Origin of the sequence: Arthrobacter sp. Alg241-R88 (assembly GCF_900537115.1) — a bacterium.
Lineage (GTDB): Bacteria > Actinomycetota > Actinomycetes > Actinomycetales > Micrococcaceae > Arthrobacter.
In genome coordinates this window covers 612,056-635,540 of the sequence record NZ_UNRG01000001.1, presented here as the reverse complement: position 1 = coordinate 635,540, position 23,485 = coordinate 612,056, and the positions used below count along the sequence as shown (strand labels likewise).

The following is a 23,485-nucleotide window of genomic DNA, read 5'->3' as shown; positions in this document are numbered from 1 at the left end:
CCTTCATCGCTGGCGGCTCTTCGGGTCAAGAGCATCGCGCAGGGCGTCGCCCAGCATGATGAAGCTCAGGACGGTGATGGACAGTGCGGCAGCCGGGTACAGCAGAACTGCGGGGTTGGTGCGGATGGACGACTGCGCCGCAGAGATGTCATTGCCCCAGGACATGATGCTGCCGGGGAGCCCAATGCCGAGGAACGACAACGTCGCCTCCAGCACAATGAACACCCCGAGCTCCATGGTGGCCAGCACAATGATGGGGGCAAGGGCGTTGGGCAGGACATGCTTGATAAGGCTCTGGATCCGGGACACGCCCAGCGAACGGGCTGCCGTGATGAAGTCCGCATTCCGGACTTCGATCACCGCCCCGCGGGTCAACCTTGCCATCTGCGGCCACGCGAGCAGCACGATGATCATGATGACCGTCCACACGCTCTTGTTTTCGCGGAAGAACGGCAGCTGGGTCACCACCAGGGCGCCCAGCACCAGCGGAAGCGCGAAGAAGATATCCCCGAGGCGGGCGATGACGGAATCGACCCATCCGCCGTAGAAACCGGCAAGCGCGCCGAGGGTCACACCGATGATGAGCACGCCGATGACGGCGAAGACACCAACCATGACGGAAGCCTGCGTGCCGTAAATGACGCGGGCGTACACGTCGCAGCCCTGGAAGGTGAACCCGAACGGGTGGCCGGCCGATGGTGCGCCGTCCGAGTTGGCCAACTGGCAGTTGTCGTTGGGTGCCGTCTGGGTGAACAGGCCCGGGAAGAACGCCACAACCAGGATGACCAGGATCATCACTGCCGAGACGATGAACAGCGGACGACGGCGGAGCTTGCGCCAGGCGTCTGCCCACAGGCTCAGCGGGGCTTGGTCCGTCTTAACAGCATCCGTTGCCAGCAGAGGGGTTTCCTCGATGGGGGCAACGAAATGCGTGGTGTCTTGGTTACTTTTCATAGCGAATCCTCGGGTCAAGCCAGGCGTACAGCAGATCAACCAGCAGGTTGGCGATAACGAAGACCAGCACCAGCACACTCACGATGGCGACGACGGTTGGGCCTTCGCTGCGGAGAATTGCCTGGTAGAGCTTCTGCCCTACGCCGGGAACGTTGAAGATGCCTTCGGTAACAATGGCGCCGCCCATCAAACCGCCGAGGCTCGCGCCCAGGTAGGTAACAACGGGAATCATCGAGTTGCGGAGGATGTGCGCCATCACTACCCGCGGCCGGGACAGCCCCTTTGCCGTCGCGGTACGGACGTAATCAGCAGTTGAGTTTTCAATGACCGATGCCCGGGTGAGGCGGAGCACGTAGGCGAAGGACACCAGCGCCAGCGCGAAGGCCGGAAGCAGCAATGTACTCCAGCTGACGTCCGTGCCCACTGTGGGTTTGGCCCAGCCAAGGTATACGCCGAAGACCAGCTGCAGCACGAAGCCGAGGACAAAGATGGGAATGGCGATGACAACGAGCGAGGCGAGCAGCACTGACGAATCGAAGATCTTGCCCTTGCGGAGGCCGGCGATGAGACCGAAGCCGATGCCGAACACGGCCTGGATAACGAGGGCTTCGATGGCGAGCATCACGGTGACGGGGAAGACCCGGCCAAGGGTTGCCGCGATGGGCTGGCCGGTAAAGTCGACGCCCAGGTTGAACGTAAAGAGGTTCTTGAGGAACAAGCCGTACTGGACCCAGAACGGCTGGTCGAGGTTGTACTGCTGGCGGAGGGCCGCGATGACAGCCTCGCTCGGCGGGCGGTCTCCGAAGAGTGCCCTGATGGGATCCCCGGGAAGGGCAAACACCATGAAGTACACCAGCAGGGTTGTGCCCAGGAAAACGGGGATGACTTGGAGCAGTCGCCGGAGAATGAACTGGATCACAGCAGACCCTCCGAAGACGTTGGAGATGTGGGGAAATTCATGTGGGACAGCTTCCTGCCGGTATCAAGGCTATGGGGGCCCGGCTATTGCCGGGCCCCCACTAGCTAGTTGAGTTGGACGGTCTCAGAACTACTTCGCGGTGATGTTGTAGTACTGAATGACACCGTTCCAGCCGCTGTCCACGTTCGTCACGTTCTGGCTCCACACGACCTGGCGGGCGGAGTACCACAGCGGGAGGTTGGGCAGGTCCTGGAACAGGATCTCCTGGGCCTCGGTGAACTTGGCGTTGGCGTCGTCCGTGGACTTGGCACCCAGTCCTTCATCGAGGAGCTTGTCGAATTCGGGGTTCGAGTAGCCCTCGTAGTTGGCGCTGGCACCGGTCTTCAGGAGCGGGCCGAGGAAGTTGTAGAGCGACGGGTAGTCGGCCTGCCAGCCTGCCCGGGTGAAGCCGGGAAGGGTCTGCGCCTTGCGGAGGTCAAGGATCTCAGCGAACTTGGCGAACGGCTGTCCCTCGGCCTGGATACCCAGGTTGTTCTTCAGGTTGTTGGCAACAGCGTCGATCCATTCCTTGTTGCCGCCATCAGTGTTGTAGGCGAGCTGGAGGGTCTTGTCTGCGGGCCAGGGGCTGATGGCGTTGGCCTTGTCCCAGGCTTCCTTTGCCTTTGCAGCGTCAAACTTCAGGACCTCGGAACCCTCGACGTTGTCGTTGTAGCCATCCACTGCCGGGGAGGTGAAGTCCTTGGCCGGGATGCGGGTGCCGCTGAAGATCACCTTGGTGATCTCGTCACGGTTGATCGCCATGGAGATTGCCTGACGGCGCAGCTTGCCTGCCTCGCCCTGGAACTCGGGCAGGTAGCCCGGGATGTTCAGGGTGGAGTTGCCGGCGTACGGCTTGTTCAGGTGGTTCTCCGGGAAGTCCGTGGTGTAGGTCTTCAAGGCGTTCGTCGGAAGGACGTCGGTAACGTCCAGGTTGTTGGCCTGGATGTCGGTGTAGGCGGGAGCCGGATCGGTGTAGAACTTGAAGGTTACGCCGCCGTTCTTCGCTTCACGGGGGCCGGCGTAGTCCTCGTTCTTGACGAGTTCAATCTGGCTGTCGTGCTGCCAGGCGCCTTCCTTGGCCATCTTGTACGGGCCGTTGCCTACCGGGTTCTCGCCGAAGGCCTTCGGATCGGCGATCGCCTGGGACGGAAGCGGCATAAAGGCGGTGTAGCCAAGGCGCAGCGGCCAGTCGGCCTCAGGCTGGGTCAGCTTGACCTCAATGGTGGTGTCGTCCTTGAGGACCAGGCCCGAGAGGGTCTGGGAGGTGGGGGCGGGGACCTCGGTCTCGCCTTCCTTCTTGGTGGCGCTGACGGCGTCGTAGCCTTCAATCGACTCAAAGAAGCTGCTGTTGGCCTGGGCATTGGTGCTCAGTGCAGCAAAGTTCCAGGCGTCGACGAAGCTCTTGGCAGTAACTTCCTCACCGTTGGTGAATTTCGTGCCGCTCTTCACCTTGATGGTGTAGTTCTGGCCGTCCGGGGATTCGATGGACTCGGCCAGGGCGTTGACTGACTGCCCACTGGGGTCGTAGCTGGTCAGGCCTTCGAAGAGAAGTTCTACGACGCGGCCGCCATAAACTTCGTTGGTGTTTGCCGGCAGCAGCGGGTTCTGTGGTTCGTTGCTGTAGGCGGTGATGACCTTACTGGGGTCGCCGGCCGACTGGCTGGCACCGTCATTGCTGCCGCCTCCAGCGCCGCAGCCGGTCAGGGCGAGTGCGGCGATTGCCACGATGCCCAGTGCTTTGGAAGTGCGCGCAAAACGCATTCCGCCTCCTATGAGTTGTGGGAGAAAACGAGGGGAATCTTGTGCTTCCCCGCAGGCGAGACGCAGCTTTCAACTGTGACGCAACCTACATATACGAGTAGCCTAACCGCACAAAGTCCAGATGCTGGTACTCCGTTGCCAAACCGTGACCGGCTCGAACTGAACGCCTAGTCGGTCAACGGAAGTTGTGCAAGTCACATGCTACTCGCCGGTAGGCGGAACTGCGAATCGGAAATGTGAACCGCCCCACGCACCCCGCGGCAGGTCATCAATCGGCTCTAAACCAGCCGCCAGTCCCAGGCATTCCACCAGACGCCCAAGGGGCCCGGGCTTGGCTTGACGCCGGCAATCCGGGCACTGAAGGCTGTTGTGCCCACAGTCTGGTACAGCGGGAGCCCGTAAGCGTTCTCCCATACCTGCTTATCGATTTGCGCCAGGATCTCGTCCTGTTTGGCCAGGTCAGTGGTCCGGGCGAGTTCTTCCATCGCCTTGTCGGCGTCGCCGTCCGAGAATCCGTTGAAATTGCTGCCGGCGCCGGTGCGGAAGATCTGCGGAACGCGGCTGACGCCCACCCCGGTGCCGATCCAGCCGAGCAGTGCTGCGTCGTACCCGCCACCGCCCAGGGCCCTGGCCCAGTCTGCGTTGCCTTGTCCGGCGTCGACAACCTGGAAGCCCGCCAGGGCTGCCGAGTCCCGGATCAGCTCAAAAGCCTGGGCGCGATTGGGGTTATCGCGGTTGTAGAGGATCCGGACGGTGGGAGTTTCACCATCAAGGAGCTCCCTGGCACCCTCGATGTCCACCTCGGCGTAATCCGCGGATCCGTTGTTCTTCGCGGTATCTTCGTACTTTGGCTGCCCAGGCAGGAACACATGCGAGTCGAGGGGCTTGGCATCCGGCAGCAGGTCCCCGACGACGGCATCGACAATGGCTTGCCGCGGGACCGTCTTGAGGAACGCCTCCCGTACGCCGTCGCGGTCGAAGGGCCCGGAAAAGCTGAGGTCCAGGTGGTCATACCCGGACTGGTTGTAACGCTCAATGGTGATGCCCTGTTCAACCAGGCCCGTGAACAGATTGTCGCTGCCGCCAGAGGGTTGGGGCGAGATGATGTCCGCCTGCCCGTTCCGGAGGGCATCCAAAGCCGCCGGCAACGCGCCGGTGAACCGGATGTTGATCTCATCAAGCCACGGTTCCTGGCCCCAGACGTAGTCGCGGTTGCGGACCAGCTTCATGGAAACCTCGGGGACGATGTCCCGCACGATGTACGGTCCACTGGAGAGGTAGAGCGAGGGGTCATCGGGAAGGCCCTTGGTGTCGAAACCGGAGTTCCAGAAGTCACTGACCTGCTTCAGGGCCGTATTGACCGCCGGTTCTTCGACATCCCCGCGAGGTGAGTCCTTGACCAGGCCGATGAGGTCTTCCTCATCGTTCAGGCCGCTCTTCGCGGCCACGACGTGCGCCGGCAGGCCGACGTCGAACGCCACTTCCCAATCGGCGTACGGCACTTCGTACTCCAGGGTGATGGAACGCCCGTCCTCGCCGATCTCGGGAAGAACGGTTCCCGCCAGCCCGCTGGTATCGGCGGCGGTGGAGAAATACCTGGTTCCGGTTCCGGCCAGTGGATCGGCGTCGTCAAAGTATCCGGAGCCGGCAGCCCAGCTCAACAGGAGGTCGCCGGCGTCGATCGCTTCGCCGTCAGACCAGGTGACGCCCTCGTTGACGGTGTACCTCACCTTGAGCGGCTCGTCGGACACCTTTTCGAAGCGTCCGAACTTTTCGTTGCGCACCACGGTGGAGGAGTCGTCCAGGTAGTAGAACCCTGAGTGGGTGATGTGCCCGATCTTGGAGTTGATGTCCGTGTTGCCATCAGTGCTGTACGGGTTGAAGGACGAGAAGGCGTTGACCTCGGCAACGGTGGCGCTGCCACCCCGTTTCGCCTCTCCCACCACCACAGGAGTGGGACCTCCCCCGCCCGAGCAGCCCGAAAGCACTACGGCTGCAGCTACCGCTGCGGTGATGAACTGCATCAAACGCCTGACCGGCATGCCGCCTCCTGTTTTCCTTCTGCGGGAGGGGCTCCTGGACTTCGCAGGATCACGCCCTGTACTCAGGATAAGGCGTCCGACGGCGCGATCGTCGACGCCGTTCGCACCAGCCGTGTTGCCTCCTGCCCGCCGCCGAGCAGCGTTTCAGCACGACGGCGGTGCTCCCGCCCTTCCTCCGGGTCCGTGGCTTCGCCGGTCCATTAGCTTCTTTGGCGCTCGGCTAGAGGACTCGGTCGAGCTTAGAAGGCGGTACTGGGCAGATCCCTCTCGCCATCGACGATCGCGGTGATAATCCGCGCCGCAACCAGGTCTGGATCCAGCCCCGCGCCGAATTGCGGCGCCGACCCGGCGATCGGATGATCGGACAGCGCGGTGCCAGTGTGGCCTGGGCGGGCGTCCACGATTCGGATGCCCGCGCGGCGATACTCGCGCGCCGCTGCGACAACGAAGGCCGCGAGCCCAGCCTTCGACGCCGAGTATGCCGCCAGACCGGCGACGGGTGCCTCGGCGACAACGCCGCTTAGTGTGACAACGAAGGGCTCCCGGCCCTCACGTGCCGAGGCCGCGAGGTAGGGCTGGCTCTGGCTAATGAGCTGGATCGGACTGGTCGTGTTCACAGCGAAGAGTTCGTCCACGGTGGCGGGTTCAAGGCCTGATGCGGCGCCGAAGGCTACGACCCCGGACGCAACCACTAGCCCGTCGAGGCGTCCGTACTGCGCATTCGTATCATCCAGGACCTTTTGGATCACGGAGGGTGCGCGCAGATCGTGCCCGGCAGACTTTGACGACCGGGCAACGATGGCGCCGTTACTCTCCAGCTGGACAGCGATGCGCGAACCAAGTCCGCCGGTGGCGCCGACTACCAGAACAACCGCACCCTGAAGAGTCGTCATGGGTAGATCCTAGGTCACGTGCTGCTGGTAGCCGATCGTGGGTCGGTTTCCTGAGGCTGGATGGCTGCGGTACTGCGCAGGCAACGAAGCAGGCTTCATTCGCTCATCGGGAATGCGCGCCAAGTCTCGTGACACAGCCTTTTCAGTTGGAAGGATGCTCCCATCCCCCTAACAGAGATGGGCCCATATGCATAAGCAGATGGGCCCATCTAAAAGTTCTGTGGGCTAGACGTTGAAGCGGAATTCCACCACATCGCCGTCGGCCATGACATATTCCTTGCCTTCGATCCTGACCTTGCCGCGGGACTTGGCCTCGGCCATGGACCCGGCTTCCACCAGGTCGTTGAAGGAAACCACCTCGGCCTTGATGAAGCCGCGCTGGAAGTCGGAGTGGATTACCCCTGCCGCCTGCGGTGCAGTATCGCCCTGGCGGATGGTCCAGGCACGGGTTTCCTTCGGGCCGGCCGTGAGGTACGTCTGGAGCCCCAGCGTGTGGAAGCCGACGCGCGCCAGCTGGTCCAGTCCGGATTCGTCCTGGCCATTCATCTCCAGCATTTCGCGCGCTTCTTCCTCGTCAAGTTCCACGAGGTCGGCTTCGAGCTTGGCGTCAAGGAAAACGGCGTCCGCCGGGGCAACCATGGCCCGCAGTTCCTCCTGCTTTTCTGGACTGCCGAGGATGGCTTCGTCGGCGTTGAAGACGTAGATGAACGGCTTTGCCGTCAGGAGGCCGAGCTCCTTGAGGTGTTCCATTTCCAGCTTGTCGCTCTTAATGGAAGAGAAGATGGTATCGCCGCGTTCCAGAACCACCTGGGCTGCCTTGATGGCGGCAAGCTCCGCAGCTTCCCGCTTCTTGATCTTGACTTCCTTTTCGATCCGCGGAATGGCGTTCTCGATGGTTTGCAGGTCGGCCAGGATGAGCTCGGTGTTGATGGTTTCCATGTCGGAGCGCGGGTCCACTTTGCCGTCCACGTGGATAACGTCGGGGTCATCGAACACGCGCACCACCTGGGCAATGGCTTCGGCCTCGCGGATGTTGGCCAGGAACTTGTTGCCCAGGCCTTCGCCCTCGGATGCGCCCTTGACGATTCCGGCGATGTCCACGAACGACACCGGCGCCGGCAGGAGGCGCTGCGAACCGAAGATCTCAGCCAGCTTCTGAAGGCGGGGGTCGGGCAGGTTCACGACGCCGACGTTGGGCTCGATGGTGGCGAACGGGTAGTTCGCCGCCAGCACCTGGTTGCGGGTCAGTGCGTTGAAAAGAGTTGATTTGCCGACGTTGGGCAGTCCGACGATGCCAATAGTAAGAGCCACGAGCATTGATTCTACCCGCAGCAGGCGCCAAGGGGTTCCGGGCCGGCGGGCGGAAATGTCGCTTCCGGGAAATGTCAGAGCCCCGTGCGACAGTGAGCACATGGATGCTTTTGCGCTGATACTGGCTTTGTTCATGCTGTTACTGGGCGCCCTTGCGGGCGCTGCAGCCACCTACTTTGCGCTGCGGAAGAACAGCCGCGCGGTGGAAGAGGACTTCGACGCCGTTTCGTCGCGGCTTTCGGAGGTGAGCGCACAGTTTGCCGCGGCCGACGCCGAACGCCGCCTTTTGGCTGCACAGAACCGGGAGCTGGGGGAATCACGGTCCCAGGACGGCAGCGTGCTCCGTGCCCTGGCGCCGGTGGCCGAGAAGCTGACGGCAGTACAGCAGCAGGTGGCGCTCCTGGAACGTGACAGGCTGGAACAGTACGGCCAGCTGGCCCAGCAACTGCAGGAAGCCCGGCTTTCGGATGAGCAGCTGATCCGGTCCACCCATGCCCTTGAGTCCGCCCTGCGGTCCAACAGTGCGCGCGGGCAGTGGGGAGAGGTCCAATTGCGGCGCGTGGTGGAGGCCTCCGGGATGCTGCGGCACGTCGACTTCATCGAACAGGTCCACAGCAGCGGCGGTGAGTCTTCCGTCCGCCCGGACCTCGTGGTCCAGCTGCCCGGCGAAAAGCAGTTGGTGGTTGATGCAAAGGTCCCCCTGTCTGCGTACCTTGAGGCGCAGGAGCTCGGCGCGTCCATGGATTCCCGGACGGGGCAGCCCGGGCTGTCCTTGAGCACAGACCGCCGCTCCCAGCAGGGGCTCCTGGCTGCCCACGCAAAGGCGCTGCGGGCCCATGTGGACTCATTGAGCAACAAGAAATACTGGGACATCGCCGGCAACTCGCCGGAGCTGGTGATCTGCTTCATCCCCGCCGAATCGATTCTGGCCGCAGCGCTCATGGCTGACGCCGAACTCCTTGACCATGCGCTCTCGAGGAACGTGGTCCTGGCATCGCCGAGCACGCTGCTGGCCGTGCTGAAATCTGTGGCCTTCACCTGGCGGCAGGACGTCCTGACGGACAGCGCCCGTGAACTGTTCGACCTCGCCAGGCAGCTGTACGACCGGATGGGAACCCTGGGCGAAAATGTCAGCAAGCTGGGGTCATCGCTGAAGACGTCCGTGGACCGGTACAACTCCATGGTGGGCACCCTGGAAGCGCGCGTCCTTCCCACTGCCAGGAAATTGAACAGCCTGGAGGAATCGGGCCTGATGACTCCTCCGGTTGTGGAGGTCACACCGCGCGCCCTGGCCGCCCCTGAACTTCAAAGCGAGGACGAGGCCGCCTGAGGGGCAGCCCCCGGGGTAAGAGCTTCGGGGTAAGAACTCCCAAGGTCAGGAATCCGGGTAAGGAAAGGGCCTGGCAGCCGCAGCTGCCAGGCCCTCACTGTGCTCCCAACTTTGAACGCCGGCGTTCCTAGCTCCGCGGCCGGCGTCCACCCAGGGCACGGCTGACATCGCCGGCCTGCTTCAGGGTTGCCCGAAGCTCCTTGGGCAGGGAGAAGAGGAGATCTTCTTCGGCCGTGACGACTTCCTCAACGGTGCCGTAGCCGTAGTCGGCCAGCAGGCGCAGCACGTCCTGCACCAGCACCTCGGGGACGGAGGCCCCGGACGTTACGCCAACCGTTGCGACGCCTTCGAACCAGGCCTCATCAACTTCATTGGCAAAATCCACCCGGTAGGAGGCCTTGGCACCGTATTCGAGGGCAACCTCCACCAGCCTCACGGAGTTTGAGGAATTGGCCGAGCCCACCACAATGACCAGGTCTGCCTGGGGCGAAATCTTCTTGATCGCCACCTGGCGGTTGGTGGTGGCATAGCAGATGTCATCGCTGGGCGGGTCCTGCAGGGTGGGAAACCGATCCTTTAACAATCGGACCGTTTCCATGGTCTCGTCAACGCTGAGGGTGGTCTGTGACAGCCAGATGACCTTCTCCGGGTCACGCACCGTCACCTTGTCCACTTCGTGCGGACCGTTGATGATCTGGATATGCTCCGGAGCTTCGCCTGCCGTGCCTTCAACTTCCTCGTGGCCGTCGTGGCCGATCAGCAGGATGTCGAAATCGTCCTTTGCGAAGCGCACAGCTTCCTTGTGGACCTTGGTCACCAGCGGGCAGGTGGCGTCAATGGTGCGCAGGCCGCGGTCCTCAGCGGACTGGACCACCGCCGGCGATACGCCGTGGGCAGAGAAAATCACCAGCGCGCCCTCCGGCACTTCGTCCGTCTCGTCAACGAAGATGGCGCCCTTTTCCTCCAGGGAGCTGACCACATGGACGTTGTGCACAATCTGCTTCCGCACATACACCGGAGGGCCATAGTGTTCCAGGGCCTTCTCAACAGCGATGACGGCACGGTCAACACCGGCGCAGTATCCCCGAGGAGCAGCGAGCAGCACCTTCTTGGTTCCGGAGACGGGGGCTGCAGCAGCTACTTCCTCAGGAGAGCGGCGCCTACGCGGGATTGTGGGCATCGAAAGGGAAACAGCTGAGGGGGTCATTATTTGATTCTACCGGGTTACCCGCTCCCGCTTTCGCGATATGAGGCCCGCCACAATTCCCACCAGCACCAGTACCCCGCCGGTGATTGCCGCGGACAAGGTCCACGTTTGGAAGTCGGCGGAAGCTGCCGCGACGAACTCATTCCTGAACATGTTGGCCACCTCGTTACCGCTGTCCGTAGCCAGCACCGCCGCGGAGCCTGCCTGCGCGCCCAACGTCCAGAGAGCTGCCAGCAACAACGCGCCAACTCCTGAGGCCACCAGCACCGTCCAGCGCCGGCGGGCGGCAACGAGGGCCAGGAGCAGCGCCACCGCAGATCCCCCGGCCAGCAGGTAGCCGGCGGGAGCAAAGGCGCGCAGGCGCTCCGTCCATTCCTTGTGCTCCGGCTGGCCCACATTAATAAGCGTCTGCTCCGGCGGGTCCAGGGGAAGCCTGGTGGCGCGTGAGATTTCCTCGGAGCCCAGTGCCACCAGGGGCGCGACGTCGAGGGTCAGGGATGAAGCAGATGCAGCTTCAGGATTGTTGGCGTCTGTGCCCGCGAAACTCAGGCGGTGGCTTTTGCGGAGCGTTTCTTCCCAGGCAGCAGGGTAGCCGGGAAGACCGGTCAGGGACGCCGCGGCGTTCTCCAGTACCGGCCGGACGAGGTCCGAGAGGAAGCCCGGGACCGCGCTGGTGTCGATCGTGCCGATGGCGGCCGCTGCCAGTCCTTGCTGGAACTCTGGGTTCCTGCCCAGCGGTGCCGCCAGTTCTACGAAGCCCTGCTCCTGGACAATGCTGCGGTCCAGCCAGATGGCGGGAACTGCCACGGCAGCGAGCAGTACGGCCAGCACGGTGGCAGCAGCGGAAACAAAAGTGCGCACAGCAGGTCCTTCAGGTCGATGGCGGTCAACCCATCCTAGGCGGGCATCCCGGCCGGCCACTGTCAGTCCCGGATGCTACAGCTTATGGATAAGGTTGAATGACCGCCGCACAACAGACGAAGGACCCCATGCCCTCAGCTCCAGCCCCGCAAGGGACTTCGCATGTCTGAACAGGCCTCACTCCCGGTCCCCGGCCAGCAACTGGCTGCACCCACCACCCTCCCGGCGACGGCCGCCGAGACCACCCCGGACAACCCCTGGCCGCTGCAGCTCCTCTCGCAGAAGCTGAAAGCCCACATCGACCGCACGCCGTCGGCCTGGGTCGAAGGCCAGGTCATCGAACTGAACCGCCGCGGCAGCAACGCGTACCTCACCTTGCGGGACGTTGACGCGGAAGTATCGCTGCCGGCCTCGGTGTGGACCAAAGTGCTCGAGCGCCAGAACATTCCGCTGGAACGCGGTTCCCGGGTGGTGGCCCTGCTGAAGCCGGAGTTCTGGATTAAAACGGGCCGGCTGAACATGCTGGTCAGGGACATCAGGCCGGTGGGCCTGGGCGACCTCCTTGCCCGGATCGAGCGGCTCCGCCAGGCCCTCGCCGCCGAAGGCCTTTTTGCCGACTCCCGCAAGAAGCCGCTGCCCCTGTTGCCGCATCGCATAGGCCTCATCACCGGCCGCGATTCCGATGCCAAAAAGGACATCCTCCGTAATGCCGCCCTCCGCTGGCCCGCGGTGGAGTTCGAAATCCGGGAGGTTGCCGTCCAGGGAAATACGGCTGTCTCCCAGGTGGTGCGCGCGTTGCGGGACCTGGACGCCATGCCGGAGGTGGACGTTATTGTCATCGCCCGCGGCGGGGGTGCCCTGGAAGATCTCCTGCCCTTCAACAGCGAGGAACTGATCCGGGCTGTGGCAGTGGCCTCCACTCCCGTGGTGAGTGCCATCGGCCACGAGGCGGACAGGCCCCTGCTGGATGACGTTGCCGACCTGCGCGCCTCCACTCCCACAGATGCCGCCAAGCGCATCGTGCCGGAAGTCTCCGAAGAACTGGCAGGGGTCCGCCAGGCCCGGGAGCAGTTGCGCCGGTGCATGGAGCGCCTCGTGGACAGGGAATCGGACCGCCTGGCATCCCTTCACTCAAGGCCCGTGATGGCTGCCCCCGAAGGCATGGTGACCAACCGCTCCGAGGAGATTGAGCGGCTGCTCCGACGGTCCTCCGCGGCGGTGAGCTCCACGGTGGTGCGGGCTGCCGACCAGCTGGAGCACCTGAAGGCCCAGGTACGCGCGCTGTCCCCGCAGAAGACGCTCGACCGGGGGTACGCCGTCGTCGAACTCGTCGATGCACTGGCTGCACGCTCCGCCAACTCGGGGCACGCCGTGGTGCGCCGCCCGGCGGAGGCGCCGGCGGGAACACCGCTCTCGGTCCGGGTTGCGGAAGGCCGCTTCGGCGCCACGTCCACGGGCAGGCTTGAACAGCACATATCGGAAACCGGAGAACGCAATGACTGAGCAAAAGCCAGGAAACGACGTCGCAGCACTGAGCTATGAGGAAGCCCGCGAGCAGCTCATCGCGGTGGTGGGCAGGCTGGAGGCCGGAGGAGCCAGCCTGGAGGAATCGCTGGCACTGTGGGAACGTGGCGAGGCCTTGGCTGCACGGTGCGAGGAATGGCTGGAAGGCGCCAGGAAGCGGCTGGCCGCTGCCCGCGACCAGCCGCTGTAAAGCGTCAGGAACGGAGGATCAGCTCCCGCTCGGTGGGGACGTCAAACTCGGCCTTGGGCCACTCAAGGTTCAGTCCGGCCAGAGCTCCCAGCAACAGCTGCTGCACGGCGATCCTGGCGTACCACTTCTTGTTGGCCGGAACCACGTGCCAGGGCGCGTCCGGGGTGCTCGTTACATCGATGGCCGCCTGGTACGCATCCATATAGTCCTCCCAGAACGCCCGCTCATCGAGGTCGCCCCGGCTGTACTTCCAGTGCTTGGCGGGGTCATCCAGCCGGGCCAGCAGCCGGGCCTTCTGCTCCTCGCCGCTGATGTGGAGCATCACCTTGACGACTTTCGTCCCGGAGTCCCGCAGGCGCGCCTCGAACTCGTTGATCGCCCCATAACGTCGCTTGATCTCGTCGGGGCTGGTCCAGCCGTGGACGCGGTGGATCAGCACATCCTCGTAGTGGGACCGGTCGAAAACGCCCACCATTCCCGCGGCCGGTACTTCCTTCTCGATGCGCCATAGGAAGTCGTAGGACTTTTCTTCGTCCGTCGGGGCTTTGAACGCCTTGAACTGGACCCCCTGCGGGTCCATGGCTGCCATGACGTGGTTGACAATGCCGCCCTTGCCCGCGGTGTCCATTGCCTGCAGGATCAGCAGGATCCGCTTCCGGCCTCCGAACCGCGACTCGGCAAACAGCTTTTCCTGCAGCTCGCCCAGCTCGTCGTCCAGGTCCGCCAGGAGGGCCTTTCCGTCTACCTTGCTGCCGCTGTAGCCGGGGGTGGAGTCGGGATCAACGTTTGCCAGTGAGAACCCCTCCCCCGCCCGAAGGGTCTCGGAGGGGTGCTGATCGAACTGGACGACGCCGGCCATTGGGAATCCTTTCCGCGAAGGTTCACGGGACCGAATCGCCCGTGTCCACAGGCTAGTTCCCCTGATACCTGCTTAGGAAGTCCCCCATCCGCCCGACAGCCTCTTCGATGTCCTTGACGTTGGGCAGGGTGACCATGCGGAAGTGGTCCGGGCGTACCCAGTTGAAGGCGCGGCCATGGGAAACCAGGATCTTCTGCTCCCGGAGGAGGTCCAGGACAAATTTCTCGTCATCCCGGATGTGGTAGACCTCGGGGTCCAGCCGGGGAAAGAGGTACAGGGCGCCGCGTGCCTGCTGGGTGCTCACGCCGGGGATGGCGTTCAGCATGTCGTAGGCCTTGTTCCGCTGCTCCAGGAGTCGCCCGCCCGGCAGGATCAGGTCGTTGATGCTCTGGTAGCCGCCGAGCGCCGTCTGGATTGCGTGCTGGGCAGGAACGTTGGCGCAGAGGCGCATGTTGGCAAGGAGGCTGATGCCCTCAAGGTAATCGGCTGCGTCCTTCTTGGGACCGGAGATGGCCATCCAGCCTGCGCGGTAGCCGCACACCCGGTAAGCCTTGGACAAGCCGCTGAAGGTAAGGCACAGGACGTGGTCGCCAGTGAGCTTGGCGAGGTTCACATGGACTGCGTCCTCGTACAGGATCTTCTCGTAAATTTCGTCAGCGAAAATCACCAGTCCGTGCTTCTCGGCAAGCGCCACAATCTTCTTCAGCGTCTCGTCGGGGTAGACGGCGCCGGTGGGGTTGTTCGGGTTGATGACCACGATGCCCTTGGTCCGCGGCGTGATTTTGGCTTCCATGTCCTCGAGGTCAGGCTGCCAGCCGGATTCCTCGTCGCAGAGGTAATGGACCGGCTTCCCGCTGGCGAGTGCCACGGATGCGGTCCACAAGGGGTAGTCAGGAGTAGGGATCAGGACTTCGTCGCCATCATTGAGCAGGGCCATCAAGGACATGGTGATGAGTTCGCTCACCCCGTTGCCCAGGTAAATGTCATCCACGTGGATGTTCTGGATCCCGCGGGTCTGGTAATACTGCGAGACGGCGGTACGTGCGGAGAATATGCCGCGGGAATCGCTGTAGCCCTGGGCGTGCGGCAGGTGGCGGATCATGTCCACCAGGATGGCGTCCGGCGCTTCGAATCCAAACGGGGCCGGGTTTCCGATGTTCAGCTTGAGGATCCGGTGCCCCTCCGCCTCCATCTGCTGGGCGGCCTGGAGGATTGGTCCACGGATGTCGTAAAGGACGTTGTTGAGCTTCGTGGACTGCTTGAATTCTGCCATCCACTAAATATGCCACAGGAGGGATGCGCTTCCGCTGAGACATCAGCCACACCGGTGTCGGGCGCAGCCGGCAGGAAATGCCCTTGGCACCACGACGGCGGCTGCCGGACGTGGATAAGTCCGGCAGCCGCCGTCGTACTGGCACAGCAGGTAAGCAGGCTCCTACTTGACGATGCCCTTGTCCTTGAGCCAGGCCTCGGCCGCTTCCTTGGCACCCTGCTTCTGGTCGCCGCTGACAGCACGGTTGAGGTTGATCAGGTCCTCGGTAGTGAGGATCCTGGAGACAGAGTTGAGCGCTTCCTTCGCCTTGTCCGTCATCTTTGCTTCGTTGTACAGCGGGATGACCTGCTGGGCAATGAAGTTGTTCTTCGGGTCCTCCAGGACCACAAGGTCGTTGTCCGTGATGGACGGGGTGGTGGTGTAGATGTCCGCCACCTGCACCTGGTCTTCAAGCAGGGCCTTGAGCGTCACCGGACCGCCGCCGTCGCTAAAGGGCTCCAGCTTCTTGGGCTCGCAGTTGTAGTTGCTCTTCAGGCCCGGCAGCCCGTAGGCGCGCTCAGCAAAGGTGGCCGGGGCTCCCACCACAATCTCGCTGCAGACCTTGGCCAGGTCCTCGATGGACTTCAGCTGGTACTTCTCCGCGGTTGCCTTGGTGACCACCATGGCGTCCTTGTTTTCGGCCTTGGAAGCTTCCGCAACCGCAAGGCCGTCGGGCAGCTTCTCCGGCAGGGCCTTGGCGATGTCTTCCGCCGATTCCTCTGTGGCTTCCTTGTCCACATGCAGCAGCAGGTTTCCGGTGTAGTCCGGAACCACGTCCACCGAGCCGTCCTGGACAGCCTTGAAGTACACCTCGCGGGAGCCAATGTTCGGTTTGGTGGTGGCGGTGACGCCGGCCGCCGTGAGCGCCCCTGCATACAGCTCAGCGATGATCTGGCTCTCCGGGAAGTCCGCCGAACCGATCACCAGCGACGTGGCGCCCCCCGACGCCGTGCCGCTGGTTGCCGGGGCGTTGCTCAGCGGATCTGACGATCCGCCGCAGGCGGACAGCGCCATGGCCAGGCCAATTCCAGCGGCCACGCCGCCGAACGCCCGCCTGCCAAAACCTTGTGGTCGGCTTTCTTTCATGACTTACCTCCTTGTGCCACAGTCTCCGCAACAACGGGGACGGTGAGATCGACCGCAGCCTGCTGGCCGCGGTGGGACTGCTTCGAGGCCCCTGATGACAGGAACAGCCTCTGGATGAGGGCGAGGACAAGATCGACGCCGATGGCCAGCGCGGCGATCAGCAGCGATCCTCCCAGCATTTGCGGGAAGTCGCTGAGGACCAGCCCGTCGAACAGGTACCGGCCCAGGCCACCCAGGTTGATGTAGGCCACCACTGATACGGTGGCGATCACCTGGAGCACACCGGTCCGGAAGCCGCCGAACATCACCGTCAGGGCGTTGGGCAGCTCCGCCCGGAACAGGACCTGAAGTTCGGTCATTCCCATGGCGCGGGCGGCGTCCACCACGTTGCGGTCCACGCTGGAGATGCCCGCATAGGTACCGGCCAGCAGGGGCGGCACGGTGAGGATCACCAGCGCCCAGACGGGAGGCATCAGGCCAATTCCGGCGAGCAGGACAAACAGTGTCAGCAGGCCGAGTGTGGGCAGGGCGCGCAGGGCACCGGCAAGGGCCACGATGGCCACTCTCCCCCGTCCCGTGTGGCCGACGTAGAGGCCGACGGGGACGGCGATTGCGGTGGCGATCAGCATCACGAGCCCCGTGTACTGCAGGTGCTCGCCCAATCGTGCGGGAATACCGGCGCTCCCGGTCCAGTGCCGTGGGTCGGCCAGCCAGGCGAAGGTATCGGAGAAGACGTTGCTCATGTCGATCCTCCCGCTGGCGCAAGGCTCAGCCGGCCGGGATCAGTCCTGTCTGTGCCGGCCCGCCCATGGTTGCCCCGCTGGCCGGCCCGCTCCCACGGTGTCAGCAGCCGCTCAAGGATGACCAGAATGGCGTCCATCAGCAGTGCGAGGACGAGGATGGCAACGATGCCCACCACTATTTCCGTCACAAAGCCCCGCTGCAGACCCGAGGTGAAGAGCATGCCCAGGTTGCCGACTCCGAGCAGGGCGGCCACGCTGACAAGCGAAATATTGCTCACGGAAACAACCCTCAGGCCGGCGAAGAGCACGGGCAGGGACAACGGGAGGTCCACGTGCACGAAGCGGGCGAGCGGCTTGTACCCCATGGCGACGGCGGCCTGGCTGACGTCCCCGTCCACTGAGTCGAAGGCATCAAGAGCAGCCCGCACCAGCAGGGCGACCGCGTAAATGGTCAGGGCCACCACCACATTGAGTGGATCGAGGATCCTGGTCCCCAGGATCGTTGGCAGAATGATGAACAGTGCCAGCGAGGGAATGGTGTAGAGCAGCGACGACGCCGTGAGCACCACCGAGCGAAGCACGGGATGCTGCCGCGCCAGCTGGGCCAGCGGGATGGCCACCACCAGTCCCAGCACCATGGGCACCAGCGCAAGGACCATGTGCTGGCCGGCCCGTTCCAGGACCATGCCGCTGTTGGCCAGGAACCACTGCATCAGAGCGCAGCCTGCCGTACCTGGCGGGCCTCTTCGATGAGGGCCAGGACTTCGCCACCCCTTACGACGCCGAGCACCCGGCCGTCCGAATCCACGGCAACGCCGAGGCCGGACGGCGAGGACAAGGCGGCATCAAGGGCACGGCGCAGGCTCTCGCCGGGACGGAAGAGTGATCCGCCGGGAATCAGTCCGGCACCGGTTCCGGGGCCGGTCCAGCCGAGCGGATGCCCGTCGGCATCCACCACGAGCTGCCAGCCGGCGGCGGGATTGGACTCCAGGCTGCCGCCCGGACCGCGGACCACCGTCGGCACCTGGTGGACGGTGACGCCGTCGGACGCCGTAAATCCCAGGTGGCGGAATCCGCGGTCGCGCCCCACGAAGGAGGCCACGAAGTCGTTCGCGGGCGCCCTCAGGATCTCCTCCGGAGTGGCATACTGCGCGAGCTTGCCGCCGGTGGCAAAGACGGCCACTTTGTCGCCCAATGTTGTGGCCTCGTCGATGTCGTGGGTAACAAAGACGATGGTTTTGGCCAAGTCCTTCTGGAGCCTGAGGAGTTCCTGCTGAAGCTCGTCACGGACCACGGGATCCACGGCGCTGAACGGTTCATCCATCAGGAGGACAGGCGGGTCTGCGGCGAGGGCCCGGGCTACGCCCACGCGCTGTTGCTGGCCGCCGGAGAGCTGCGACGGGTAGCGCTTCCCCAGGGAAGGGGCCAGGCCGACGACGTCGAGCAGTTCCTGGGCGCGTTTCCTGGCGTCGGACTTGGAGACGCCGTTGAGCCTGGGCACGGTGGCGATGTTGTCCAGCACCGAGCGGTGCGGCAAAAGTCCGGAGGACTGCATCACATACCCCATGGAACGGCGGAGTTCCGGCGCCGGGACGGTGGTGACGTCCTTGCCCGCTACCGTGATGACGCCTGAGGTGGGCTCGACCATGCGGTTGATCATGCGCAGCGACGTGGTCTTCCCGCAGCCGGAGGGCCCCACAAAGACGGTGATGGAACCTGGGCTGATGGACATGGTGAGCTGGTCCACGGCCGGCTGCCCGCCCTGGTACTGCTTGGTGACGCTCTGAAACTCGATCATGGCCTGGTCCATGCGGACTTACCTGTTCTGTTGGACGGCTTCGGAAAGCAACGCGAAATTGTCACAGCACGCTGATAGTTACGGTAGCCCAAACCGGACGCGGCAACACCTGCAGCACACCCCAATTCCGGCAAAGGAATCCCTAACTGTAATCATTCGGTGCCGGTTCCCGGCCGGATGGGTAGGGGTTGGGCCGGGGGCGGGGACGGACATACCGCGGGGTGGTATCCGGGCCTAAAGTGGGGAGGTGACCAACTTGGAAGTTTCCCCGCAACAGGAAGTTTGCCCGCCGGCGAAGCCGGAAGGGAGCTCGGGCCCCTGCCTGCAGCTATGGCCTGAACGTGAAGTACCGCTGGGCGGGGTGCGTGCCATGAATGTCCAGCGGACGCTGCCTCAGCGCGGGCTCCCGACCATCGGCGCCTGGTGCTTCCTGGACAGCTTCGGCCCGGACCGGACTGCGATGTCCGTGCTTCCGCACCCGCATATCGGGCTGCAAACGGTGACCTGGCCGCTGGCCGGGACCATCCGGCACCGGGACAGTGTGGGCAGCGACGTGGTGGTGCGGCCCGGCGAGCTGAACATCATGACGGCGGGGCACGGGGTTTCCCATTCTGAGTTCGCAGTGCTTCCACCCGGGGGCGAACTGCCCCTGCAGCGCGGCCTTCAGCTCTGGGTGGCCCTTCCGGATGGGGAACGGCACCGGCAGCCGGCGTTCGAGCAGCATCGTGACCTTCCCACAGCGGCCGGCGAAGGTTTTACCGCCACCGTGATGGTGGGCGAACTCGGCAGTGCGGTCTCGCCGGCAACGATGTATTCCCCGATTGTGGGAGCGGATGTTTCCTGCGAAGGCAGTGCCGTACTCCCCCTCAACGAGCACTTCGAACACGGCATCCTGGTGCTCGACGGCGGGCTGACGCTGGACGGGCAGGAACTTTCTCCCGGGCCGCTGGGCTACCTTGGCATCGGCCGGCGGGAACTTCAGGTCCAGGCGAAGCCCGGTACGCGTTTCCTCCTGATCGGCGGTGAGCCCTTCCAGGAGGAGCTGCTGATGTGGTGGAACTTCGTGGGACGTACGCACGATGAAGTCGAGCAGGCCCGGGATGCCTGGGAAGCGCAGGCGGCCCTTCCCGACGGCGGGATGGCAGCAGCCCGCTACGGCCTGGTCCGCGGGCACGGTCCTGACGCCGGCCCGGAGGCCGGGCGCATCCCCGCTCCCCCGCTGCCGGCCGTACGGCTTACTCCGCGGAAGCGGTCCGTGTAGGAACCCGGCCCGGCGAGGGCGCCCTGCTCACGCTCCGCGTCAGGCCTGTTCTGCCAGCAGCTGCAGCACACCGAAAACGGGTTCCTGGTCCAGGACCCGGACATCTGTCACCCCGGCTTCCGCAAGGTGCCGGCGGAAGGAGTCCTGGAGGGGCACCACGTTCATGCCCAGCCCGCCGCCCAGGATGACCGGCCCGGGGATCTCCAGCTGGTGCAGCACCTGCAGGGCCAGCCCGGCAAGGTCCTGGCCCGCCTGCTCCAGCAGTTCCTGGCTTGCCGGGTGGCCCGCTGCTGCCGCCTCCACCACGTGCCGGGCCTGCTGCGCCCAGAAACGGCGGCCGGTGTCCGGGGAATGGAACTGCGCAATGAGGCGGTTCGGATGGTCCACTCCGCAGGACGCCAGCAGGGCCGCACTCAGCTGGTCCACTGGAAGGCCCTGGTTCATCCGCCGCAGGCTGTACCGCACAGCCTCCCGTCCCAGCCAATAACCGCTGCCTTCGTCGCCCAGCAGGTAACCCCAGCCTCCCGCCCTGGCCTCGGCGCCGTCGGCGTTCCTGCCCCAGGCTGCCGAACCTGTGCCGGCGATCACCGCCACGCCTGTCCCGGCGTGGCCTGCAGCGAGAAGCAACCGGGAATCATGCACCACCGTGATGTGGGCGTCGGGAACGTGCGGTTCGATCAGCCCGGCAAGGGCTGCGGCGTCCTCTTCGGTATCGATGCCGCCGGATCCGGCGTAAACATGGGACACCGTTCCCCCGCCGATCCTGCCAAAGAGGCTGGCCAGGTTGCGGGCAGCCTCGTCACGGGTGACGTTTTGGACGTTCGAACTCCCAGCAGACTCATCGGCCACCGGGATCCCGTTTTCAAACCGGATGCCGTGCGTTTTCGTCCCGCCGATGTCCAGGCCAATGATGACGCCACCGGGCGGATTCGACGGGGGGTTAAGCGTCTGGGCGGGCAGGGCAGATGGATTCTCGGTGTTCGTCACGTCACAAGGGTACTGGTCACAGGACCATTGAAGTTTCGGGTCCCTGGTCACGGGTGTTGACCAGCCGGGACCGCCGTTCCACCAGCCCGGCCAGGAGCTCCGGTCCGTCGGTGAGGACCATGTCCCGGAACAGCCGGACGGCAGCCGGTTCAACCTCAGCTTTACGCTGCCGCCAGCTCAGGCCGACCTCACGGAAGGCCAAAGCCGAGTCGAGGGGCACTTCCACCCAGCCCAGGTTGCCTGTTTCCGCACTGACGTTCCGGCCGGGGTCATCCCCGCCGGGTGGCAGGATGCTGACGCCGAGTCCGGCCGAAACGAGGCCCCGGACGGTATGGGAGTCCTGGCTTTCGAAGGCGATGCGGGGACGGTATCCGGCCTCACGGAACAGGGCATCGGTCAGCGAGCGCATGCCGTAACCGGGGCCGAGTGCCACAAACGGTTCGGAGCGGATGTCCGCCACGGACGCCACAGCCCTGCCCGCAAGCGCATGGGTGTGGTGGACCACCAGGCGCAGGGGTTCCCGGTAGAGCGGGGCGGACAGAAGGCTCTTACCGGGAGGTGCCACCGGCGCGGTCAGCGCCAGGTCGGACCCGCCGGCCGCCAGCTCGGCGAGGCAGGAGTCGCGCGCTCCCTGGCTCAGCGTAAACACGGCGCCCGGGTGGCGGCTGCGGAACGCGCTGATGAGGAGCGGGAGCGTGGACTCGCCAAAGGTGTGCTGGAACGAGACGGAGATTTTGCCGCGGACAACATCGGATTCGTTGCGGACCAGGTCCAGCCCGGCCTGGAACTCCGTCAGTGCCCGCTCGATGTAGGGCAGCAGGGACCGGGCAGCCGGGGTGAGGCGCACTCCCCTGCCGTCCCTGACCAAGAGTTCGGTACCGACGACGGCGCTGGCCCGCGCCAGTGCCCTGCTCACCGTGGACTGGGGTACTCCGAGGAGTTCGGCGGTTTCGGTGACATGTTCGGTCCGGCCAAGTTCAGCGAGCAGCGGCAGGAGCGGAAGAAGCTGCGCCAGCTGCTTGTGGTCGGGCTCCATAGGTCCTTCCTGGTTCCAAGGCTGCGAAGGGGGCATTGTTCCCGATTTGATATGAGTCTGGCACAAAAGATGCATTGGAAGCAGGTATTGGGCCGGGTCTACGCTTGCCACATGCCACACAGCCAGCAGCACCCCGGGCACCAAACGTCCCTGCCGGGCTGGGAAGGACACGCGAAAGGCTCCACGGCATACGGCCGGATCATTGCCGGCCTGGCCTTTGCCGGGGTGGCGACTTTTGCCCAGCTGTATTCCACCCAGGCCGTCCTGCCGATCCTTGCCTCTGACTTGCACGTCACTGCCGCAGAGGCCGCGCTGACCATCTCGCTGGCTACGGTAGGACTGGCCGTCACGGTGATCCCGTGGTCCTTCCTTGCCGACAGGATAGGCAGGGTCAAGGCCATGATGTGGGGAATCTCCGTGGCAACAGTGCTGGGGCTGCTGGTGCCCCTGTCCACCAGCTTCGCCATGCTGCTGGGGCTGCGGCTCCTCGAAGGGATGGCGCTTGGCGGGATCCCGGCCATTGCAATCGCCTACCTCAACGAGGAGGTTACCAAGGCCCATGCCGCAGTGGCAGCGGGAAGCTACGTAGCAGGCACCACGCTTGGCGGCTTGGCCGGCCGCCTGGTGGCCGGACCTGCCGGGGAGTTGTGGGGGTGGCGTGCCGCAGCCCTGGCCGTTTCCGTGCTGGCGACGCTGGCCGCGGTCGCCTTCCTGGTCCTGGTGCCGCGGGCGCGGGGATTCACCGCCGCCAAGGCTCCCGGGCTCCGCGGAGCCGCCCGTACCCTTGACGGCCACCTGCGCAACGTCCGGCTGCTCGCCCTCTACATCCAGGCTTTCCTGATGATGGGCGGCTTCGTGGCCGTCTACAACTACCTCGGGTTCCGGCTCTCCGGCGAGCCCTTTGGCCTGCCCACCACCGTGATCAGCCTGATTTTCCTTGCCTACCTTTCGGGGACCTTCTCCTCCCGCTGGGCAGCAGGGCTGACGATGCGTTTCGGGCGCCGCAACGTACTGCTCGCCGGGCTGGCCCTCTCGACGGCGGGCCTCGCCCTCACGCTGACCCCGTCACTTGTGCTGATCCTCGCGGGGCTGGTCATTTTCACGGGCGGCTTCTTTGCCGCGCACAGTATCGGCGCAGGCTGGACGGGTGCGATTGCCAGCACCGGACGTGCCCAGGCCGCCTCGCTCTACAACCTCGCCTACTATCTGGGATCAAGCCTCATCGGCTGGGCCGGCGGGCTGCTCTTCCAGTCCTATGGCTGGAACGCCCTGGCCGCCGCCGTCATGATCCTCGCCTGCCTCACTGCGGTGACTGTCGCCGTCGTCCATCCGAAGGCAGCGGGCACCGCCGCAGCCTGAACGCGGGCCCGCG

Annotated in this window: 21 protein-coding genes; 5 read left to right on the top strand and 16 right to left on the bottom strand. The window is 64.6% G+C overall.

The window, feature by feature from the left end:
- Positions 1 to 3 precede the first annotated feature (3 nt).
- The 6 genes from G6R19_RS02945 to ychF form a co-directional block, all read right to left on the bottom strand.
- On the bottom strand, positions 4 to 954 hold the full coding sequence (locus G6R19_RS02945; protein WP_163162120.1) for an ABC transporter permease: 951 nt from the start codon (positions 952 to 954) through the stop codon (positions 4 to 6).
- A complete protein-coding gene (locus G6R19_RS02940) occupies positions 944 to 1,873 on the bottom strand; it encodes an ABC transporter permease (RefSeq protein WP_163162118.1) in 930 nt (309 codons plus the stop codon). The genes G6R19_RS02945 and G6R19_RS02940 overlap by 11 nt, the downstream gene beginning before the upstream one ends.
- 129 nt (positions 1,874 to 2,002) lie before the next feature.
- Positions 2,003 to 3,673 carry an ABC transporter substrate-binding protein gene (locus G6R19_RS02935; RefSeq protein ID WP_163162116.1) on the bottom strand — a complete coding sequence of 557 codons (1,671 nt, stop codon included), beginning with the start codon at positions 3,671 to 3,673 and terminating at the stop codon, positions 2,003 to 2,005.
- A gap of 278 nt (positions 3,674 to 3,951) precedes the next feature.
- Positions 3,952 to 5,715 (bottom strand): ABC transporter family substrate-binding protein, encoded by a 1,764-nt coding sequence (locus G6R19_RS02930; protein WP_163162114.1) that lies wholly within the window; start codon positions 5,713 to 5,715, stop codon positions 3,952 to 3,954.
- Positions 5,716 to 5,954: 239 nt separating this feature from the next.
- Positions 5,955 to 6,608 (bottom strand): SDR family NAD(P)-dependent oxidoreductase, encoded by a 654-nt coding sequence (locus G6R19_RS02925; RefSeq protein WP_163162112.1) that lies wholly within the window; start codon positions 6,606 to 6,608, stop codon positions 5,955 to 5,957.
- A 225-nt stretch (positions 6,609 to 6,833) separates the two neighbouring features.
- A complete protein-coding gene (ychF, locus tag G6R19_RS02920; protein WP_163162110.1) occupies positions 6,834 to 7,919 on the bottom strand; it encodes a redox-regulated ATPase YchF in 1,086 nt (361 codons plus the stop codon).
- 100 nt (positions 7,920 to 8,019) lie between these two features.
- On the opposite strand from ychF, the gene G6R19_RS02915 reads away from it, so the two are divergent.
- Positions 8,020 to 9,249, top strand: a complete 1,230-nt coding sequence (locus G6R19_RS02915) for a DNA recombination protein RmuC (protein ID WP_163162108.1) — start codon at positions 8,020 to 8,022, stop codon at positions 9,247 to 9,249.
- A gap of 127 nt (positions 9,250 to 9,376) precedes the next feature.
- On the opposite strand, the gene G6R19_RS02910 is transcribed toward G6R19_RS02915, so the two are convergent.
- Together G6R19_RS02910 and G6R19_RS02905 are read right to left on the bottom strand one after the other, a co-directional pair.
- A complete protein-coding gene (locus G6R19_RS02910) occupies positions 9,377 to 10,456 on the bottom strand; it encodes a 4-hydroxy-3-methylbut-2-enyl diphosphate reductase (protein ID WP_163162106.1) in 1,080 nt (359 codons plus the stop codon).
- Between the two features lie 9 nt (positions 10,457 to 10,465).
- Entirely contained in the window at positions 10,466 to 11,317 is an 852-nt protein-coding gene (locus tag G6R19_RS02905) for a hypothetical protein (protein ID WP_163162104.1), read from the bottom strand.
- A gap of 162 nt (positions 11,318 to 11,479) precedes the next feature.
- Between G6R19_RS02905 and xseA the strand changes: the two genes are divergently transcribed.
- Both xseA and G6R19_RS02895 read left to right on the top strand, forming a co-directional pair.
- Positions 11,480 to 12,820: an exodeoxyribonuclease VII large subunit gene (gene xseA / locus G6R19_RS02900; protein ID WP_163162102.1), complete on the top strand. Its 1,341-nt coding sequence runs from the start codon at positions 11,480 to 11,482 to the stop codon at positions 12,818 to 12,820.
- Positions 12,813 to 13,031 carry an exodeoxyribonuclease VII small subunit gene (locus G6R19_RS02895; RefSeq protein WP_163162100.1) on the top strand — a complete coding sequence of 73 codons (219 nt, stop codon included), beginning with the start codon at positions 12,813 to 12,815 and terminating at the stop codon, positions 13,029 to 13,031. Before xseA ends, G6R19_RS02895 begins: the two co-directional genes overlap by 8 nt.
- A 4-nt stretch (positions 13,032 to 13,035) precedes the next feature.
- Here G6R19_RS02895 and G6R19_RS02890 read toward each other — a convergent pair whose 3' ends face one another.
- The 6 genes from G6R19_RS02890 to G6R19_RS02865 form a co-directional block, all read right to left on the bottom strand.
- Complete coding sequence (locus tag G6R19_RS02890) at positions 13,036 to 13,890, bottom strand: PPK2 family polyphosphate kinase (RefSeq protein WP_163162098.1); 855 nt, start codon at positions 13,888 to 13,890, stop codon at positions 13,036 to 13,038.
- A 52-nt stretch (positions 13,891 to 13,942) separates the two neighbouring features.
- The gene (locus G6R19_RS02885) at positions 13,943 to 15,163 is read right to left on the bottom strand and encodes a pyridoxal phosphate-dependent aminotransferase (RefSeq protein WP_163162096.1); all 1,221 of its coding nucleotides are present in this window, start codon (positions 15,161 to 15,163) and stop codon (positions 13,943 to 13,945) included.
- Between the two features lie 162 nt (positions 15,164 to 15,325).
- Positions 15,326 to 16,288: an ABC transporter substrate-binding protein gene (locus G6R19_RS02880; protein ID WP_163162095.1), complete on the bottom strand. Its 963-nt coding sequence runs from the start codon at positions 16,286 to 16,288 to the stop codon at positions 15,326 to 15,328.
- On the bottom strand, positions 16,285 to 17,031 hold the full coding sequence (locus tag G6R19_RS02875) for an ABC transporter permease (RefSeq protein ID WP_163162093.1): 747 nt from the start codon (positions 17,029 to 17,031) through the stop codon (positions 16,285 to 16,287). Before G6R19_RS02875 ends, G6R19_RS02880 begins: the two co-directional genes overlap by 4 nt.
- A complete protein-coding gene (locus tag G6R19_RS02870; protein ID WP_163162091.1) occupies positions 17,028 to 17,744 on the bottom strand; it encodes an ABC transporter permease in 717 nt (238 codons plus the stop codon). Before G6R19_RS02870 ends, G6R19_RS02875 begins: the two co-directional genes overlap by 4 nt.
- A complete protein-coding gene (locus tag G6R19_RS02865; protein WP_163162089.1) occupies positions 17,744 to 18,841 on the bottom strand; it encodes an ATP-binding cassette domain-containing protein in 1,098 nt (365 codons plus the stop codon). Before G6R19_RS02865 ends, G6R19_RS02870 begins: the two co-directional genes overlap by 1 nt.
- Positions 18,842 to 19,076: 235 nt before the next feature.
- Between G6R19_RS02865 and G6R19_RS02860 the strand changes: the two genes are divergently transcribed.
- Entirely contained in the window at positions 19,077 to 20,090 is a 1,014-nt protein-coding gene (locus G6R19_RS02860) for a pirin family protein (protein WP_163162087.1), read from the top strand.
- A gap of 39 nt (positions 20,091 to 20,129) precedes the next feature.
- On the opposite strand, the gene G6R19_RS02855 is transcribed toward G6R19_RS02860, so the two are convergent.
- Together G6R19_RS02855 and G6R19_RS02850 are read right to left on the bottom strand one after the other, a co-directional pair.
- On the bottom strand, positions 20,130 to 21,077 hold the full coding sequence (locus G6R19_RS02855) for a BadF/BadG/BcrA/BcrD ATPase family protein (protein WP_163162085.1): 948 nt from the start codon (positions 21,075 to 21,077) through the stop codon (positions 20,130 to 20,132).
- Positions 21,078 to 21,093: 16 nt separating this feature from the next.
- Complete coding sequence (locus G6R19_RS02850; RefSeq protein ID WP_163162083.1) at positions 21,094 to 22,113, bottom strand: LysR family transcriptional regulator; 1,020 nt, start codon at positions 22,111 to 22,113, stop codon at positions 21,094 to 21,096.
- A 111-nt stretch (positions 22,114 to 22,224) separates the two neighbouring features.
- Between G6R19_RS02850 and G6R19_RS02845 the strand changes: the two genes are divergently transcribed.
- Entirely contained in the window at positions 22,225 to 23,472 is a 1,248-nt protein-coding gene (locus G6R19_RS02845; RefSeq protein ID WP_163162081.1) for an MFS transporter, read from the top strand.
- Positions 23,473 to 23,485: the final 13 nt, after the last annotated feature.